Origin of the sequence: Curvibacter gracilis ATCC BAA-807 (genome assembly GCF_000518645.1) — a bacterium.
In the GTDB taxonomy this organism is placed as follows: Bacteria; Pseudomonadota; Gammaproteobacteria; order Burkholderiales; family Burkholderiaceae_C; genus Curvibacter; species Curvibacter gracilis.
This window is the reverse complement of record NZ_KI912466.1, coordinates 323,706-341,322: the sequence shown is the minus strand read 5'-3', so window position 1 is coordinate 341,322 and position 17,617 is coordinate 323,706. Positions and strand designations below refer to the sequence as shown.

Below are 17,617 nucleotides of genomic sequence, written 5' to 3'. Positions count from 1 at the left end.
TGCCTCAGCCATCAAGGTCGTTCCATGTCATTTGCGGATCAAATCGGAAAGCTGTTTGCCAAGAAGAAGTCTCCGGCGGAGGCCGAGTCCTCGGTGGCCGTGGGGCTGGGCGGGCCAGATACCCTGCACGCGTTGCCTGAGCATGTCGATTCAGCCCAGGACCTGGCACAGAACGCGGGCGGCCTGGTCGACTCCATGGCGCCTGAGACCGAACTGGACAACCGCCAGGTCAATTTCTCGGAAACCCGGCTGGCCGAATCCGAGATCAAGGACGCCACCGAGGGCCAGATCGAGCTGCCCCTGCTGGGGCGGGGCACGGTGGCCCGGCACCAGCGTGTGCTGTTCATCCTGCTGGGGGTGGCCTTGCTGGTGCTGGCGGCGATTGCCGGTGTGGCGCTGAGCCAGGCCGACAAGGTGGCCCAGCAGCTGGCCGCTTCGGGGCAGTCGCTGATGCAGTCGCAGCGCCTGGCCAAGTCGGTGTCGCAGGCCCTGGTGGGCAGCCCGCAGGCCTTCCCTGACGTGGTCGAGAGCTCGGGGGTGCTCGTGAAGACCGTGCGTGGCCTGACCAGTGGCGACGACCAGATGCGCCTGGAGCCGCTGGGCAATGATTTCAAGCCCGATCTGGACAAGGTCATGCCCCTGATGGAGCGTGCCGAGCGCAACGCTGCCGTGGTGATGAGCCAGCAGAAGATCCTGACCCAGGTGGGTGAGGCGTTGCGCACCATCAACCGCCAGTCTGCCGACCTGCTGGAGATCGCCGAAACCATCTCCTCGCTCAAGCTGCAGCAGAACGCACCGGCCTCCGAGATCTCGGCCGCCGGCCAGCTGGTGATGCTGACCCAGCGCATCGGCAAGTCGGCCAACGAGTTCCAGACCACCGAGGGCGTGAGCCCCGAGGCCGTGTTCCTGCTGGGCAAGGACCTGAACTCCTTCCGCGAGATCGCCCAGGGCCTGCTCAATGGCAGCCCCGAGCTGCGGCTGGCCGCCTCCAAGGACGCCCAGACCCGCGAACAGCTCGAAAGCCTGATCAAGGTCTATGACCAGACCCGCAGCCAGGCCGGTGCCATTCTGGGCAACCTGCAAGGCCTGGTGTCGGCCCGCGAGGCGCAATCCGCCATCCTGAACGACTCCGAGCCGCTGCGCCGGGGCCTGGAAGACCTGCAGGGGCGCCTGTCCTCGCAGACCGGTCTGAGCCTGACCTCCATCCTGTCGCTGGTGGTGGCCTCGTTCTTCGTGTTGATCTGTGCTTTCGGCTTGGCCCGTGTGCAGCTGCTCGACAGCCGCAACCGCCAGACCGCTGCCGAGTTGCAGCAGCTCGAAGCCCAGCGCCAGGAGCAGGAGGCCAAGCGCGTCAACGACGCCAACCAGGCCGCCATTCTGCGACTCATGAACGAACTGCAGACGGTGGCCGAAGGCGACCTGACCCAGGAAGCCACGGTGACCGAAGACATCACCGGCGCCATCGCCGACTCGGTGAACTACACGGTGGAAGAACTGCGGGTGCTGGTGGGCAACGTGCAGAACACGGCCACCCGGGTGGCCCAGACCACGGCCCAGGTGGACAACACCTCGACCGAACTGCTGGCGGCCTCCACCGAGCAGCTGCGGGAGATCCGTGAAACCGGCCGCTCGGTGCTCGAAATGGCCTCGCGCATCAATGGCGTGTCGGCGCAGGCGCAAGAGTCGGCCTCGGTGGCCCGCCAATCGCTGCAGGCCGCCGACTCGGGTCTGCAGGCGGTGCAGAACGCCATCGGCGGCATGAACGCCATCCGTGACCAGATCCAGGAAACCTCCAAGCGCATCAAGCGACTCGGTGAATCGTCACAGGAGATCGGTGAAATCACCGAGCTGATTTCGGACATCACCGAGCAGACCAACGTGCTGGCCCTGAACGCCGCCATCCAGGCCGCGTCGGCCGGTGAAGCCGGTCGCGGCTTCTCGGTGGTGGCGGAAGAAGTGCAGCGCCTGGCTGAGCGCTCCGCCGACGCCACGCGCCAGATCGCGGCGCTGGTGAAGGCGATTCAGACCGACACCCAGGATGCCGTGGCCGCCATGGAGCGCTCCACCCAGGGTGTGGTGGAAGGGGCGCGACTGTCCGACAGCGCCGGTACCGCCCTCACCGAGATCGACCGCGTGTCGCAACGACTGGCCGAGCTGATCGAGCAGATCTCGTCGGCGGCGTCCAAGGAAGCCACGCTGGCCAACGAGGTGGCCGACAACATCCAGCACATTTTTGCCGTGACCGAACAGACCGGAGAAGGCACCCGGACCACGGCCCAGCAGGTGCGCGAACTGTCGCAGATGGCCGATGAACTGCGTCACTCGGTGGCGCGGTTCAAGATCGCCTGATCGGGGCCGTTCGCCCCAACGCCTGACTGGAACCTTCCATGCGACCCACCGACGCTGTGTCCCCTGCCGCCCTGGAGGCGGCAGACCATGACCTGGGCCCCCTGGCCTGGGTGCTGGACGAACTGCGCAAGTCCCTCGACGGCGCGATCAAGGCGATGCGCCGCCATGTGCATGAGGCCTCGCTGAGCCACGGCGCCGAGCTGGGCAGCGTCGATGTGAGCGCGCTGCGCCTGGCGCGCCAGCAGATGCACCAGGCCACAGGGGCCCTTGAGATGGTGGGCATGGCGCCGGTGGCGCTGATGATGCGGGCCCTGGAGTCCATGGCGCAGAAGTTCATCCAGACGCCATCGAGCTGCACCCCGGACACCATCGGCCTGATCGAGCGGGCCAGCTTCGCCATCAGCGAATACCTGGAGGCGGTGCTGGCGGGTCACGAGGTGTCGGCCGTCAGCCTGTTCCCCCAGTTCCGCGACGTGCAGCAGTGGCTGGGCGTGGAGCGCATCCATCCCGCCGATCTGTGGGGCAGTGAGCGCCGGGTGGCCGATCCGGCCCTGCCCGACAGCGTGGTGCCGCTCGACTACCACCCCGACGTGCGCTCGCGCTTCGACCACGCCATGCTCAAGCTGGTCAAGACCGGCCGCCCCGCAGGGGCCCGCGCCATGGCCCAGATCGCCGCCGGGCTGGCGAGCGCCGGCACCCAGGGCGGGCGCCTGTTCTGGAAGGTGGCCGCGGGTTTCTTCGAAGGCCTGTCGCTGGGACTGGTACCACTGGATGTCTACGTCAAGCGCGTGATCTCACGCGTGCTGGTGCAGTACTCGGCCCTGGCCCGCGGCGAGGTGGCCGTGTCGGAGCGCCTGTTCCAGGACCTTCTCTTCTACTGCGCCCAGGCCTGCCCGGCGGACAGCCAGCCGGCCCCTTTGCTGCGGGCGGTGCGCGAGGCCTATGGCCTGCAACGCCATGCGCCGGCCGATTACGAGACCCGCCGGTTCGGTCGATTCGATCCGGCCGTGCTGGTGCAGGCACGCAAGCGCATTGCCACCGCCACCGACACCTGGTCGGCCCTGGCCGGCGGCGACCGCAACAAGCTGCGCAGCGCCGTCGACCAGTTTGCGTTGGTGGGTGAATCGCTGTCCAAGCTGCACCCAGGCAGCCAACCCTTGGGGCAGGCCCTGCAGCGGGCGGCTGAAGCCACCGCACTGAGCGGCGACGCCCCGGGCGCCTCGCTGGCCATGGAGGTGGCCACGGCCGTGCTGTTCCTGCAGGCCTGCTACCAGGAAATGGACATCGACGAAGCCCAGATGAGCGAGCGCTCGCGCGCGCTGGCCCAGCGCCTGGACCAGGTGCTGGCGGGCGAGGAGGTGGGCCCCCTGGAGCCCTGGATGGAAGAGCTGTACCGCCGTGTCAGCGATCGCCAGACCATGGGCAGCGTGGTCGAAGAACTGCGCTCCACCCTGACCGAGGTCGAGAAGTCGCTCGACACCTTCTTCCGCCAGCCTTCGGACAGCCAGGTGCTGACCGCCGTGCCGGCACGCCTGTCGCAGATGCGGGGCGTGCTCTCGGTGCTGGGGCTGGAGCAGGCCGCCCACGCGGCCATGCGCATGCGCGACAGCGTCGAGCGCCTGATGGTCGATGAAGTGACCAGCGACGCCCTGCGCGCCGGCACCTTCGAGCGCCTGGGCAACAGCCTGGGGGCCCTGGGCTTTCTGATCGACATGCTGAGCTACCAGCGCACGCTGGCGCGCAAGCTGTTCGTGTACGACGAAGAGGCTGGCGAGCTGAAGTTCCTGGGTGGCCGACAGCGCCAGCAATTCGGCCCGGCCGACGCTGGCGAAGCGGCGGTCGAGCCCCCGCTTTTTGTCGACTCGCTGGCCTTGGGCGCCCCATCCTCGGTGCCGCCGCGCCCCGTCGAGGCCGTGCCCAGCGCTGCGCCATCCCTTCCCGGCACCGCGTCCTTCACGCCCACCGAGCCCGCAAGCCTGGACATGGGTGCGCTGGGTGATGAAGTGGCCGCGCCTTCGCTGCCGCCGCCGGCCCGGACCGAGGCCCCCGCGATCGAAGAGGATGAACTCATCGACGTCTTCCTGGAAGAAGCCCGTGAGGTCTTTGCCCAGGGCGCCGCCACCATCGATGCCCTGCACCACGACCCGGCATCGCTGGGCGACCAGACCGCCTTGCGTCGGGCCTTCCACACCCTCAAGGGCAGCTCGCGCATGGTGGGGCTGGGCGAATTCGGCGAAGCCGCCTGGGCGCTGGAGCAGTTGCACAACGCCTGGCTGGCCGACCAGAAGCCCGCCAGCAAGCCTTTGCTGACGCTGTCCATCCAGGCCCTGAATCAGTTTTCGCGTTGGGTGGACGACATTGCCGCCCACCAGGCCCAGGACTGGCGTGCCGCCCCCTTCCGCGAGGCCGCCGATGCCCTGCGGCTGGAGGACCGTCTGCTGCCTCTGCTGGAAACTGCGGCCGAGGGCCATGAGCCCGCTGCGGCACCAACCGAGCTGCCTGAACTGCCCGAACTGCCGAGCCTGGAGTTGGCCGAAGCCACAGCCCCTGCGCCGCTGCCTGAGGCTGAACCGGCCCCCGAACCCGCGCTCGAGGCCGGGTTGGACGCTGATTTCGACCTCTCACTCGACGGCCTGTCGTTGCCGCAAGAGCCAGCGGTGTCAACAGACGATGCGCCTCATCAGCTCGACTTCGCACCGACGGCGATGATGTCCTACAGCGAGGATGCGCCGGTTGAGACGGCCGCTGAAGCCGAGCCCACCCCGGCCTCATTTGATGTCGAGGACATTGATTTCGCCCAGTTCGAGGCAGCCCTGGCCGGTGCCCCTGCCGAGCCCGCCGCGCCGGCCCCCAATGAGCTGGGCGCTGGCCTGCCGGATCTGGACCTCGATCTGCCAGGTGACCCGGCTGAGGCCGCTGCCGTGGCTGACGCCTTGCCCCATTTTGAACTCGACTTCCCGCTGGAAGCCGATGCCGGGCCTGCCAGCCCGCCGTTGCCTGCCAGCACCCTGGACGAAGCCAGCCTGGACGCTGCTGTGGATGCTGCTTTGGACGACGAGCTCTCGCGCGCCCTGGATGCCCTGCCGGTTGATCACTTGGCCGAGCCGCTGTCCGATCTGCCGCTGGAGGCCCTGGACCAGGCACAGGCCGACGGCCTTGACGAGTTGCTGCCGCTGCCGATCGAAGCCGATTTGGCGCTGGAGCCCGCGTTGACCGAGCCGGGTGAAGTCGCCCAAGCAGATCAGCCTGCGGAGCCGGAGCCGGAGCCGGAGCCGGAGCACGATGCCGATGCCGATGCCGCCAGCCTCCTGGCGCCTGCCAGCGACGACGAGTCGATCCGGGTCATCGGCGACCTGCGCCTGAGCATTCCGCTGTACAACGTCTACCTCAATGAGGCCGACGAGTGGTCACGCCGTCTGCAGACCTCGCTGGGCGAGTGGGCGCTGGAGCTGCACGAGCCTGTGCCCGACACGGCGGTGGCGCTGGCGCATTCTCTGGCCGGCAGTTCGGCCACCGTGGGTTTCAAGGCCTTGTCTTCGCTGGCCCGCACGCTGGAACATGCGCTGCAACACGTGCAGCTGCAAAGCCGGGGCACCGAGGCCGATGCCCGTGCCTTTGTCGACGCGGCCGATGACATCCGCCGCCTGCTGCACCAGTTTGCCGCGGGCTTCCTCAAAGAGCCGCAGCCGGCCGTGGTGCAGGCCCTCGAGGCCATTCTGGCGACCGAGGCGGGGGTTCCCATGCCGGAGGGCCTGGCCCTGGCCGAGCCCTCGGAATGGATCGATGCGCCGGCCCAGGCGTCGAACGAACCCGCCTTTGATGAGCCGGTCTTTGACGAGCCCGGCTTCGCCGAAACGGGCGAGTCCCCTGTGGCTGAGCCTCTGGCTGCACCGGGCGCCACGGACAAAGCCCTGCCCGAGCCCCAGCTTGAAGCGGTGCCTGAGGCCTTCGCTGCGCCTGAGGCGCTGACCGAAGGCGTGGACGCTGCGCTGAGCCCTGAGGCCGCGCAGGCCTTGGTGCCAGAGTGGGTGCCGGACTTGGCGCTGGAGTCGCCGCAAGAGCCGCTCGCCGAAGCGCAGCTGCCCGCCGACGAGACCCCGCCCGAGCCCTTGGCGGCCCCTGAACCCCTGGCCCCCGAGGCCGCGCCCGAGCGGGCCTACGACGACGAGTTTGACGCGGTCGACGTGATCGACCCCGACCTGTTCCCGATCTTCGAAGAAGAAGCCCTCGAATTGCTGCCCCGAGTGGCGGCCAGCCTGCGCCACTGGCAGGACGATCCGGCCCAGACCGAACCCCGGGCCGAACTGCTGCGCCTGTTGCACACCCTCAAGGGCAGTGCGCGCCTGGCGGGTGCCTTGCGCCTGGGCGAGATGGCCCACCGCATGGAGTCGGCCATTGAAGGGCTGGGCGAGACCGGCGTGGACGCCCCGGCGCTTGAGGCCCTGGTGAACCGCTTTGACGGTCTGCAGGCCAATTTTGATGCGCTGCGCGGCTACAGCGAGGCGGCCACCGAGGCCGATCTGCAGGCCGCCACGCAGGATTTGTCGGGTGAAACCCCGGCCGCCGCCGTGCCACGGCCGGCCCTGCCGCCCACCGTGCAGTGGGTGCCGCAAAAGACGCTGGCGGGCCAGTCGGTGCGGGTGCGCTCGCAGCTGCTGGACCGCCTGGTCAACCAGGCCGGCGAGGTCATGATCTCGCGCTCGCGCCTGGAGTCGCGTGTGGGGCAGATGCGCAACTCGCTGGGCGAGCTCACAGGCAACCTGGATCGGCTGCGCCAGCAGCTGCGCGACATCGAGCTGCAGGCCGAGTCGCAGATGCAGTCGCGCCTGGCCCAGGCCAAGGACTCGGATGCGGGCTTCGACCCGCTGGAGTTCGACCGCTTCACCCGCGTTCAAGAGCTCACCCGCATGATGGCCGAGTCGGTCAACGACGTGGCCATGGTGCAGCGCAACCTGCAGCGCACGGTGGACAGCACTGAAGACGAGCTGGTGGCCCAGGCCCGCCAGGCGCGTGAGCTGCAGCGCGACCTGCTGCGCACCCGCATGGTCGAGTTCGACGGCATTGCCGAGCGCCTGTACGCGATTGCACGGCAATCGGCCAAGGAAACCGGCAAGCAGATCAAGCTCGACATCAGCGGTGGCAGCATCGAGATGGACCGCGGCGTGCTGGACCGCATGACCCCGGCCTTCGAGCACCTGCTGCGCAACGCGGTGGCGCACGGCATCGAAAGCCCGGAGCAACGTGCGGCGGCTGGCAAGCCGGCCACCGGCAGCATCGGCATCCAGGTCACGCAAAGCGGCAACGATGTGTCGGTCGAATTCGCCGATGACGGTGCCGGGCTGGACCTGGCGGCGATCGGCGAACGCGCCCAGAGCCAGGGCCTGATGGCCCCCGGCCACGTGCTGTCCGAGGACGAAGCCGCGCAGATGATCTTCATGCCCGGCTTCACCACCGCCAGCGAGGTCACCGAGCTGGCGGGCCGCGGCATCGGCATGGACGTGGTGCGCACCGAGGTCAACGCCCTGGGCGGGCGCATCGAAACCCGCAGCCGCAGCGGGCAGGGCAGCCGCTTCAAGCTGGTGCTGCCCCTGACCACGGCGGTCACCCAGGTGGTGATGCTGCGCATCGGCCAGGCCACCCTGGGCGTGCCGGCCAGCCTGGTCGAGATCGTGCGCCGCTCGGGCCCCACCGAGCTGGACGAAGCCTACCGCAGTGACCAGTTCGACCTGGGGGTCGAGACCGTGCCCTTCTACTGGGGCGGGGCCTTGCTGCAACTGGGCGCGCACAGCCAGGAGCCGGCAGCCCGCACGCGGCCGGTGGTGATCTTCCACAGCGCGGCCCAACGCATCGCGGTGCACGTCGATGAAGTGCTGGGCAACCAGGAAGTGGTGGTGAAGAACCTCGGGCCGCAGCTCTCGCGCCTGCCCGGCCTGGCCGGCATGTCGGTGCTGGCCTCGGGGGCGGTGGTGATGATCTACAACCCGGTGGCGCTGGCCAATGTGTATGGCGAGCAGATCCGGGCCCGCCATGCCCTGTCGGTGGCCGCGGCGGCCGATGCCTCAGGCCCTGTGGCCGAGCCGGCCGTGCTGGCCGATACCCAGGCGCCGCTGGTGCTGGTGGTGGACGATTCGATCACCGTGCGCCGCGTCACCCAGCGCTTGCTGCAGCGCGAAGGCTACCGTGTGACCCTGGCCGCCGATGGCTTGCAGGCCCTGGAGCGTCTGCAGGACGAACGCCCGGTGGTGGTGCTGTCCGACATCGAGATGCCGCGCATGGACGGCTTCGACCTGGCGCGCAACATCCGCCACGATGCGGCCCTGCGCGAGCTGCCCATCATCATGATCACCTCGCGCATTGCGGCCAAGCACCGTGAACACGCGCTGGAGCTGGGCGTCAACCACTACCTGGGCAAGCCCTACGCCGAAGAGGAACTGCTGAGCCTGGTGCGGCACTATGCCGGCCAGGGCGTGGTGGCCGACACCCCGGCCTGACCTCGAAGCTGGCCCGTCGCTGACCCGAAGCCAGGGTCAGCCCGCCTTCTTGACCACCGCGTAACGCGCCAGCGTGCGCTGGCGCGCCTCGTCGTGCTGCACGATGGGCAGCGGGTAGTCCACCCCCAGGCGCAGGCCGGCGGCCTGCAGGTCGATGGGGCGGGCCTGCCAGGGCGCGTGCAGGGCGGCGCCCTGCAAGCCCGCCAGCTGCGGCAGGTAGCGCCGGATGAAGCGGCCCTCGGCATCGAACTTCTCGCTCTGGCTCACCGGGTTGAAGATGCGGAAGTAGGGCTGTGCATCGCAGCCGCTGGAGCTGGCCCATTGCCAGCCCCCGTTGTTGGCCGCCAGGTCGAAGTCATTGAGCTGCTGCGCAAAATAGGCCTCGCCGCGACGCCAGTCGATGCCCAGGTCCTTGACCAGAAAGCTCGCCACCACCATGCGCAGCCGGTTGTGCATGTAGCCGGTCTGGTTGAGCTGGGCCATGGCCGCGTCCACCAGCGGGTAGCCGGTGCGGCCCTCGCACCAGGCCTGGAACCAGGCCTCGGCCTGCGGGCCCTGTTCCCACTCAATGGCGTCGTACTCGGGCTTGAAGCTGTTCGTCACCACGCCCGGGTGGTTGGCCAGGATCTGCATGTAGAAATCGCGCCAGATCAGCTCGCTCAGCCAGGTGGCGGCACCGGTGTCGGTGGGGTCCTGGCGGCTGGCCTGGTGGGCCAGGGCGGCCAGCTCACGGATCGACACGGTGCCGAAGCGCAGGTGCGTGCTCAGGTAGCTGGGCCCCTTGAGGGCCGGGAAATCGCGCGTGCGCTGGTAGGCCTCCAGCCGGGGCCGGAAGTCGTCCAGCAGGGTGCGGGCGCCGATCAGGCCCACGGGCAGGCGAAGACTGTTCAGGTTGGTGGGCTGAAAGCCGATGGCCTCCAGGCTGGGTGGTGCTTCGCGCAGGCCTTCCGGCCGGTCGGCCAGGGCGCTGGCGTGGCGTTCCACCGGGTAGCCTTTCAGGTAGAAGGGCGTGATTTTTTTGAGCCAGGCGTTCTTGTAGGGCGTGAACACGCCGTACACCGAGCCGGTCTGGGTCAGCACCTCGCGGCGCTCGAAGATCACCTGGTCCTTGGCCGTGTGGAAAGCCAGGCCCTGGCGGCTCAGGGCCGTGCGCACCTCGCTGTCGCGCTGCAGGGCGGCGGGCTCGTCGTCGTGGTTGGTGAACACCGCCTGGGCACCCAGGCGCAGAGCCAGGGCCGGCACCTCATGGCGGGCCGGGCCGTGCAGCACGATCAGGCCGGCAGCGGCCCGCCCGGCCAGGGCGCGCAAGGCCTCGTCGAGCTGGGCCAGGCTCTGCACGATGAAGTCCACCCGCCGGTCCTGGCGCGGCAAGGGGTCAAGAATGTCGGTGTCCAGCACGAACACCGTGTGCACCTGTTCGCACTGGCTCAGGGCCTGGTGCAGGCCGGCGTTGTCGAGGGCGCGCAGGTCGCGCCGGAACCAGAAAAGACCGATCGGGTAAGGCTTGGGCATAGGGACCGTTAAAATCGCGGGATGCCTTCTGATTCTGCCCCCATCAACCTGACGAATCATTTCCTGATCGCCATGCCCGGGCTGGAGGATGAGGCTTTTGCGCGCAGTGTGGTTTACCTGTGCGAGCACAGCGAGCGCGGCGCGCTGGGCCTCATCATCAACAAACCCAGCGATCTCTCACTCAAGGCCTTGTTTGACAAGGTCGATCTGTCTTTGCGTCGGTCCGACCTGTCCGACGCCCCGGTGCTGCAAGGCGGCCCGGTCCAGACCGAACGCGGCTTCGTGCTGCACGACGCCATGGTGGCCGACACGCCCGAGGGCGACCAGTCGGCCTACGCTTCCACCATGACCATCCCCGGGGGGCTTGAAATGACCACCTCGCGCGATGTGCTGGAGGCGCTGGCCACCGGCGCCGGCCCGCGCCGGGTCATCGTCACCCTGGGCTATTCGTCCTGGAGCGGTGGCCAGCTCGAGTCCGAGCTGGCTGAAAACAGCTGGCTCACGGTCGATGCCGACAGCCGCGTGATCTTCGACACCCCCATCGAACAGCGCTACGACCAGGCCCTGGCCCTGCTGGGCCTGCAGGCCTGGATGCTGTCGCCCGAGGCGGGGCACGCATGAGCACTGCTGACCGCCCCGGCGTTCCAGCGGTTCCCGCCCAGTTCCAATCGTTTCTGGCTTTTGACTACGGTGCCAAGCGCACCGGGGTGGCGGTGGGCAACCGCTTCACCCGGTCGGCCACGCCGCAAAAGACCATTGCCGCCGAAGGCGACCGCCGTTTCGAGGCGATCGCCAAGGTGCTGGCCGAGTGGCAGCCCGACGCCCTGGTGGTGGGCGTGCCCTTCCACCCCGACGGCGCCGAACACGAGAACACCGTCAAGGCGCGCCGTTTCGCGCGCCAGCTCAAGGGCCGCTACGGCCTGCAGGTGTTCGAGGTGGACGAGCGCTACAGCACCACCGAAGCCCATTCCCTGGGTGCCGCCGATGCCGATGCGGCCTCGGCGTGCATCATTCTTGAACAGTTTTTGAGGAGTCTGCCTTGAGTTCCACCGGAAGCCTGGTCCTGGATGCCGAAGCACTTTACCGCGAGCTGGTGCGCGGTGTCCGTTCCCTGATGGGGCCTGAAACCCGCCTGGTGGGCATCACCTCGGGCGGTGCCTGGCTGGTCGAGCGCCTGCAAAAAGAGCTGGGCCTGCCCGGCGCGCCGGGCGTGATCTCATCGGCCCTGCACCGCGACGACTTCGCCCAGCGCGGCCTGAGTTCGGCCGGCCAGACCCTGCTGCCCTTCGACGTCAATGGCGCCGACATCCTGCTGCTCGACGACGTGCTCTACACCGGCCGCACCCTGCGCGCCGTGATCAACGAGCTGTTCGACTACGGCCGCCCGGCCAGCGTGCGCCTGGCCGTGCTGGTGGACCGGGGCGGGCGTCAACTGCCCATCCAGGCCGACTACGCCGCAGCCCGAGTCGCCCTGCCGGCAGCCAGCACGCTGGCGCTGGCACGCAGCGAGGCGGGCGGCTTCAGCTTCCATGTCGAACAGGCCTGAACCACCGGGAATTGCCATGCTCCACAAACGAAACCCCCAACTCAACAAGAACGGCGAGCTGATCCACCTGCTCTCCATCGAAGGCCTGCCCAAGGACATCGTGACCCACATCCTGGACACGGCGGCCAACTTTGTCAGCGTCAGCGACCGCGAGGTCAAGAAAGTGCCCCTGCTGCGCGGCAAGAGCGTGTTCAACCTGTTCTTCGAGAACAGCACCCGCACCCGGACCACCTTCGAGATCGCGGCCAAGCGCCTGTCGGCCGACGTGATCAACCTCGACATCGCGCGCTCCTCGGCCTCCAAGGGCGAGTCGCTGCTCGACACCATCGCCAACCTGTCGGCCATGGCGGCCGATCTGTTCGTGGTGCGGCACAGCGAGTCGGGCGCGCCCTACCTCATCGCCCAGCACGTGGCCCCCCATGTGCACGTGATCAATGCCGGCGATGGCCGCCATGCGCACCCCACCCAGGGGCTGCTCGACATGTTCACCATCCGCCACTACAAGAAGGATTTCTCCAACCTCACGGTGGCCATCGTGGGCGACGTGCTGCACTCGCGGGTGGCGCGCTCCGACATCCACGGCCTGACCACCCTGGGCTGTGCCGAGGTGCGTGTGGTGGGCCCCAAGACCCTGGTGCCCAGCGACATGGCGCAGATGGGCGTGAAGGTGTTCCACACCCTCGAAGAGGGCATCAAGGACTGCGACGTGGTGATCATGCTGCGCCTGCAGAACGAACGCATGAGCGGCGCGCTGCTGCCCTCCAGCCAGGAGTTCTTCAAGAGCTTCGGCCTGACCGAAGAGAAGCTGCAGCTGGCCAAGCCGGATGCCATCGTGATGCACCCGGGCCCGATCAACCGCGGCGTCGAGATCGACTCGGCCGTGGTGGACGGCAAGCAATCGGTGATCCTGCCCCAGGTCACCTTCGGCATCGCGGTCCGCATGGCCGTGATGAGCATCGTGGCCGGCAACGAGGCCTGAGGGAGAGCAACACCATGAATCTGCTGATCAAGAACGGCCGTGTGATCGACCCGGCCTCGGGCCGTGACGAAGTGGCCGACGTGGCCGTGGCCGCGGGCCGCATCGTGTCGATTGGCGCCCTGCGGGGCGAGTTCACGCCGCAGCGCGTGATCGATGCCACCGGTCTGGTGGTGGCCCCGGGTCTGGTGGACCTGGCGGCGCGCCTGCGCGAGCCCGGCCACGAGCACGAGGGCATGCTCGAATCCGAGATGGCGGCGGCCGTGGCCGGCGGCGTGACCAGCGTGGTCTGCCTGCCCGACACCGACCCGGTGCTTGACGAACCCGGTCTGGTCGAGATGCTCAAGTTCCGTGCCGAGAAGCTGCACCAGTCGCGCCTGTTCCCGCTGGGGGCACTGACCCGCAACCTGGCCGGCGAAGTGCTGACCGAGATGGCCGAGCTCACCGAGGCCGGCTGCATCGGCTTCGGCCAGGCCGAGGTGCCCCTGGTCAGCACCCAGGTGCTGCAGCGCGCCCTGCAATACGCCAGCACCTTCGGCTACACCGTCTGGCTGCGCCCGCAAGAGCTGTACCTGGGCAAGGGCGTGGCCGCCAGCGGCCCCCTGGCCACCCGCCTGGGCCTGAGCGGCGTGCCGGTGGCCGCCGAAACCATCGCCCTGCACACCATCTTCGAGCTGCAGCGCAGCACCCGTGCCCGGGTCCACCTGTGCCGCCTGAGCAGCGCCGCCGGTGTGGCCCTGGTGCGTCAGGCCAAGGCCGAGGGCCTGCCCGTGAGTTGCGACGTGAGCATCAACTCGCTGCACCTGATCGATGCCGACATCGGCTTCTTCGACAGCCGTGCCCGCCTCACCCCGCCGCTGCGCCAGCAACGCGACCGCGACGCCCTGCGCGAAGCGCTGGCCGACGGCACCATCGACGCCCTGGTGTCCGACCACAACCCGGTCGACGAAGACGCCAAGACCCTGCCGTTTGCCGAGAGCGAGCCCGGTGCCACCGGCTTTGAGCTGCTGCTCAGCCTGGCCCTCAAGTGGGGTCAGGAGCTGGGTCTGAGCCTGCCGCGCGCGCTGTCGGTGCTGACGCGCGACCCGGCCCAGGTGCTGGGCTCGGCGCTGGGCACCTTGCAGGCCAGCGTGGGCCAGGTGATCGAAGGTGGCGTGGCCGACCTGTGCGTGTTCGACCCCGAAGCCGTGTGGCAGGTGCTGCCGCAGGCGCTGCGCAGCCAGGGCAAGCACACCCCGTTTGCCTATGAGCTGACCGGCACGGCCATGCCGGGCCAGGTGCGCTACACGGTGGTGGGCGGCCAGGTGGCCTTCGAGCGCGCCTGAGGCGCTGCCTCAGTCCGGGTTGCTGCGCGCTATGAACCCCTCCACCCACCGCCAGCCGGGTGCCCCGGGCACCTGGCTGCGGGCGCTGCAGGCTGTCTGGCGCCTGTGGCGCGTGCTGCTGCACGTGTTGGCGGGCCTTTGGACCGTGATGCTGCGCTTTCCGCGCCTGGGCGCAGAGCAGCGCGAAATGCAGGTGCAGGCCTGGGCCAGCCGCCTGCTCCAGGTGCTGGGCATTGCCCTGCAGGTGCGGGGCACACCGGTCCCCCTGGGGCCGGCGCTGCTGGTGTCCAACCACATCTCCTGGCTCGACATCGTGGTGCTGCACGCCAGCCGGCATTGCCGCTTCGTGTCCAAATCCGAGGTGCGGCGCTGGCCCCTGATCGGTGCGTTGGCCTCGGCGGCCGGCACCTTGTTCATCGAGCGCGCTTCACGCCGTGACGCCATGCGGGTGGTGCACGACATGAGCGACAGCCTGAAGCGCGGCGACGTGCTGGCCGTGTTTCCCGAGGGCACCACGGGGGACGGTCTGCAGGTGCTGCCCTTCCACGCCAATTTGCTGCAGGCCGCAGTGTCGGCTGCGGCACCGGTGCAGCCGGTGGCCCTGAAGTTTGTCGACGCGGCCGATGGCCAGCGTTCGCTGGCGCCGTGCTATGTGGGGGATGACACCCTGGTCGGCTCGTTGTGGCGCACGCTGACCAGCGAACCCATCGTGGCGGTGGTGCATTACGGCGAACTGCAGCACGCCCTGGGCCGTGACCGCCGCAGCTGGGCGGCGGACCTGCACCAGCAGGTGAGCCGACTGGCCGATTGAAGCCAGCGCAGCGGGCTCAGATCCCTCAGATCCAGGCGCGCACGTGAAGCTGGGCGCCGCCATCGGGCAGCGGTCTCGAGAACCCGTATTCGATCGGGGCCGAGCTGTTGCAGGCCACCTGCAACCAGCCTGAGTCGCCCTCTTCAGGCCCGGGTTCGTCTGGCGCACCGGCCACCTCGCTCAGGGTGTCGAACCGGTGCTCGCCGGGGTTGAGCACGGCGAGTTCGTCGGCGCTCAGCAGGCGCAGGGTGTCCAGTCGGGCGCGCACCCCTGCCACTTGGTCCGAGGGCAGGCGCCGGCTGCAAAGAACCCAGAAATGCTCACCGAGACCGCCCACGGCGATGCGCCCCTGGGGCTCTGCCGCCTCAAGCCCCGGCCTGGCCAGGTGGCGCGCCAGCGCGGTGAACACGCGAAGCAGGCGCTCCTTGGCGTGTCGGGGCGCCTCCAGCTCATCGAGGCGCTGGCGCAGGCGTTGGGTGGCTGCCTGCACCAGCTCGGCATTGAAAGGGCCGGCGTGGAAGAACAGCAGCCCGGGGTGCTGGGCGCAGGCCGCGAAGCCTTCACGGGCGGCAGATGCCTCTTGTCGCCCGGACACCGTCGCGTGAGCCGGCGGCAAACCGGGGCGCCAGCCCGCGCTGGCGAGTTGCCCTTCGAATGCTTGCATGGAGTTGCTGTTGGCCATCACGAGCGCCATTCTTCGGGCCGCGCATGACGGCGCCATGACGAGGCGCCAGGCTGGTCAGCCGCGTTTCAGGCCGCTGCCTGGGGGAGGGCCGGACGCGGCAGGCTGAGGGTGAAGCGGGCCCCTTGGCCGGGGCTGGATTGCACGGTCAGCGTGCCGCCCATCAGGCCGGCCAGCGCGCGAGACAGTGACAGGCCCAGGCCTGTGCCGCCGTGCTCGTAGCTGACACGGTCATTGCCCTGGCGGAAGCGCTCGAAGATGGTCTCGTGCAACTCGGCGGCAATGCCGGGGCCGGTGTCCACCACATGGAAGTTCACCCTGTCGTCGCCGGCGTCCACCTCCACGGTCACGCTGCCCTCAGCGGTGAATTTGAGCGCGTTGGACAGGAGGTTGTTGAGGATCTGTTTGAGGCGCAGGCCATCGCACAACAGGGTCTGTGGGGTGCTGGGGGCCAGTTGCAACTTGAGGTCCAGCGATTTCTGCGCCGCCGTCACGCTGAAAAAGTCCAGCGTCGATTGCAGCAGCTCGGTCAAGGCCACAGGCTCGGGTGTGACCGGCATGGCACCAGCCTCCACCTTGGCCAGATCGAGGATCTCCGTGAGCAGCTCATTGAGGTGCTCGGCTGCCTTGCGGATCATGCGTGCCTGGTCTTTGAAGCGGGGCTGCTCCAGGCGCATCTCCATCAGCTCGGCAAAGCCCCGGATGCTGGTCAAGGGGGTGCGCAATTCGTGCGACACGGCGGCCAGGAACTCGCTCTTGGCACGGCTGGCCGACTGGGCCTGCGCTTCGCTGATCTGCAGTGCATGGTTCTTGTTTTCCAACTGGCGCAGGCCGCGCAAAAACACCCCGGCGCCGGCCAGCGAGGCCACGGTCAGCAGGCCCATCAGCGTCACGCTCACATTGCGCAGGCTGCGCCAGTCGCTCAGCGCGCTTTCGGTGCTGGTCAGCACGTACACGCGCAAAGGGTATGCGGCCACACGGTGGTAGGCGGCCACGCGTTCGACCTTGTCGATGTTGCTGGTGATGATGGACCAGCCGGCCCGCTCGTTCTGGGGCAGGCGGGCCATGGTCGAGTTGTTCGACAAGGTGGTGCCCATGCCGGTCGGTGCTCCACCGATCACCCGGGCGCGGACATTGCGGTCATCGCCCAGCAAGGTGACACCGCCCAGTGAGCCCAGGTTGACCTCGCTGTAGGACTGCTCGAAGTAGGCCGGGTTCAGCGAGGCCACGATCACGCCCAAGGGTTTGCCGTCGCTGCTCTGGATCTGGCGCGACAGCTGGATGGTCCATTTGTTCGAGACCTTGCCCAACACCGGTTTGCCGATGTACAGGCCATCAGCGCTCATCTGGCGCGATGCGTCAGGCACCTTGTCGGGCGCGAGGTGAACCTGAACGTGCTCTCGTGACGACAGGTCGACGTGGCCGGTCTTCTCGCCGGTCGGGTCGATGTTGCTGCCCACGAAGCGACCCTTGGCGTCGATCAACGACAGCTGGGTCAGGATGTGTGGCACCAGACCGGTTTCGTTGGCAATGCGCACGTAGTCGGCCGATGTCAGTTCGCCGGCCACGGCCAGGTCGCGCATGCGCAGCGTGGCTTGATCGACCGAGGCCAGCACCCGCACCGTCTGCTCTTGCAGCACCCGGGCCAGGTTGGTGTTCTGACGCACCTCGGCGGCCAGCGCATCACGGGCCTTCAGATCCAGCGTCAGCACCACGGCCACCCAACCGATGGCCAGCAGGGCCAGCACCGACAGGGCCACCATCCAGCTCAGGCGTGAGCCGGTGAACCCCCGCATCAGCTGAGGGGGTGAGATCAGGGGGGTGAGAGGGGACGATGGCGCCGAGGCTTCGGACATGGTGACGTCTTGGTTTCTTGCCATCATACGGTGCTACATCCGCTTGGCGCCACCGTTTGACCGTTGGGC

Annotated in this window: 11 protein-coding genes; 8 read left to right on the top strand and 3 right to left on the bottom strand. The window is 68.5% G+C overall.

Annotation, left to right across the window (positions count from 1 at the left end; genetic code table 11):
• Positions 1–24: 24 nt before the first annotated feature.
• Positions 25–2,349: a methyl-accepting chemotaxis protein gene (locus L880_RS0127145; protein WP_027478268.1), complete on the top strand. Its 2,325-nt coding sequence runs from the start codon at positions 25–27 to the stop codon at positions 2,347–2,349.
• Positions 2,350–2,387: 38 nt separating this feature from the next.
• Positions 2,388–8,840 carry an Hpt domain-containing protein gene (locus tag L880_RS0127140; RefSeq protein WP_027478267.1) on the top strand — a complete coding sequence of 2,151 codons (6,453 nt, stop codon included), beginning with the start codon at positions 2,388–2,390 and terminating at the stop codon, positions 8,838–8,840.
• Between the two features lie 36 nt (positions 8,841–8,876).
• Here L880_RS0127140 and L880_RS0127135 read toward each other — a convergent pair whose 3' ends face one another.
• Complete coding sequence (locus L880_RS0127135) at positions 8,877–10,352, bottom strand: cryptochrome/photolyase family protein (protein ID WP_027478266.1); 1,476 nt, start codon at positions 10,350–10,352, stop codon at positions 8,877–8,879.
• 21 nt (positions 10,353–10,373) lie between these two features.
• Between L880_RS0127135 and L880_RS0127130 the strand changes: the two genes are divergently transcribed.
• Genes L880_RS0127130 through L880_RS0127105 form a run of 6 tightly spaced genes read left to right on the top strand, consistent with a single transcriptional unit; the run spans position 10,374 to position 15,010 of the window.
• Positions 10,374–10,973, top strand: a complete 600-nt coding sequence (locus L880_RS0127130; RefSeq protein WP_019577125.1) for a YqgE/AlgH family protein — start codon at positions 10,374–10,376, stop codon at positions 10,971–10,973.
• Positions 10,970–11,395 carry a Holliday junction resolvase RuvX gene (gene ruvX, locus L880_RS0127125; protein ID WP_027478265.1) on the top strand — a complete coding sequence of 142 codons (426 nt, stop codon included), beginning with the start codon at positions 10,970–10,972 and terminating at the stop codon, positions 11,393–11,395. Before L880_RS0127130 ends, ruvX begins: the two co-directional genes overlap by 4 nt.
• Complete coding sequence (pyrR, locus tag L880_RS0127120) at positions 11,392–11,898, top strand: bifunctional pyr operon transcriptional regulator/uracil phosphoribosyltransferase PyrR (RefSeq protein ID WP_019577123.1); 507 nt, start codon at positions 11,392–11,394, stop codon at positions 11,896–11,898. Before ruvX ends, pyrR begins: the two co-directional genes overlap by 4 nt.
• Before the next feature lie 16 nt (positions 11,899–11,914).
• Positions 11,915–12,877, top strand: a complete 963-nt coding sequence (locus tag L880_RS0127115; protein ID WP_019577122.1) for an aspartate carbamoyltransferase catalytic subunit — start codon at positions 11,915–11,917, stop codon at positions 12,875–12,877.
• A gap of 14 nt (positions 12,878–12,891) precedes the next feature.
• The gene (locus L880_RS0127110; RefSeq protein WP_027478264.1) at positions 12,892–14,199 is read left to right on the top strand and encodes a dihydroorotase; all 1,308 of its coding nucleotides are present in this window, start codon (positions 12,892–12,894) and stop codon (positions 14,197–14,199) included.
• Positions 14,200–14,230: 31 nt separating this feature from the next.
• Entirely contained in the window at positions 14,231–15,010 is a 780-nt protein-coding gene (locus L880_RS0127105) for a lysophospholipid acyltransferase family protein (protein ID WP_245615393.1), read from the top strand.
• A 25-nt stretch (positions 15,011–15,035) separates the two neighbouring features.
• Here L880_RS0127105 and L880_RS0127100 read toward each other — a convergent pair whose 3' ends face one another.
• Complete coding sequence (locus L880_RS0127100; protein WP_157463080.1) at positions 15,036–15,674, bottom strand: hypothetical protein; 639 nt, start codon at positions 15,672–15,674, stop codon at positions 15,036–15,038.
• An 86-nt stretch (positions 15,675–15,760) separates the two neighbouring features.
• Complete coding sequence (locus tag L880_RS0127095; RefSeq protein WP_027478261.1) at positions 15,761–17,548, bottom strand: sensor histidine kinase; 1,788 nt, start codon at positions 17,546–17,548, stop codon at positions 15,761–15,763.
• Between the last annotated feature and the right edge of the window lie 69 nt (positions 17,549–17,617).

Bases quoted from the DNA above. Each gene is read 5' to 3' on its own strand.
- L880_RS0127145 (WP_027478268.1), top strand. From the start codon at position 25: ATGTCATTTGCGGATCAAATCGGAAAGCTGTTTGCCAAGAAGAAGTCT.
- L880_RS0127140 (WP_027478267.1), top strand. From the start codon at position 2,388: ATGCGACCCACCGACGCTGTGTCCCCTGCCGCCCTGGAGGCGGCAGAC.
- L880_RS0127135 (WP_027478266.1), bottom strand. From the start codon at position 10,352: ATGCCCAAGCCTTACCCGATCGGTCTTTTCTGGTTCCGGCGCGACCTG.
- L880_RS0127130 (WP_019577125.1), top strand. From the start codon at position 10,374: ATGCCTTCTGATTCTGCCCCCATCAACCTGACGAATCATTTCCTGATC.
- ruvX (WP_027478265.1), top strand. From the start codon at position 10,970: ATGAGCACTGCTGACCGCCCCGGCGTTCCAGCGGTTCCCGCCCAGTTC.
- L880_RS0127115 (WP_019577122.1), top strand. From the start codon at position 11,915: ATGCTCCACAAACGAAACCCCCAACTCAACAAGAACGGCGAGCTGATC.
- L880_RS0127110 (WP_027478264.1), top strand. From the start codon at position 12,892: ATGAATCTGCTGATCAAGAACGGCCGTGTGATCGACCCGGCCTCGGGC.
- L880_RS0127105 (WP_245615393.1), top strand. From the start codon at position 14,231: ATGAACCCCTCCACCCACCGCCAGCCGGGTGCCCCGGGCACCTGGCTG.
- L880_RS0127100 (WP_157463080.1), bottom strand. From the start codon at position 15,674: ATGCAAGCATTCGAAGGGCAACTCGCCAGCGCGGGCTGGCGCCCCGGT.
- L880_RS0127095 (WP_027478261.1), bottom strand. From the start codon at position 17,548: ATGTCCGAAGCCTCGGCGCCATCGTCCCCTCTCACCCCCCTGATCTCA.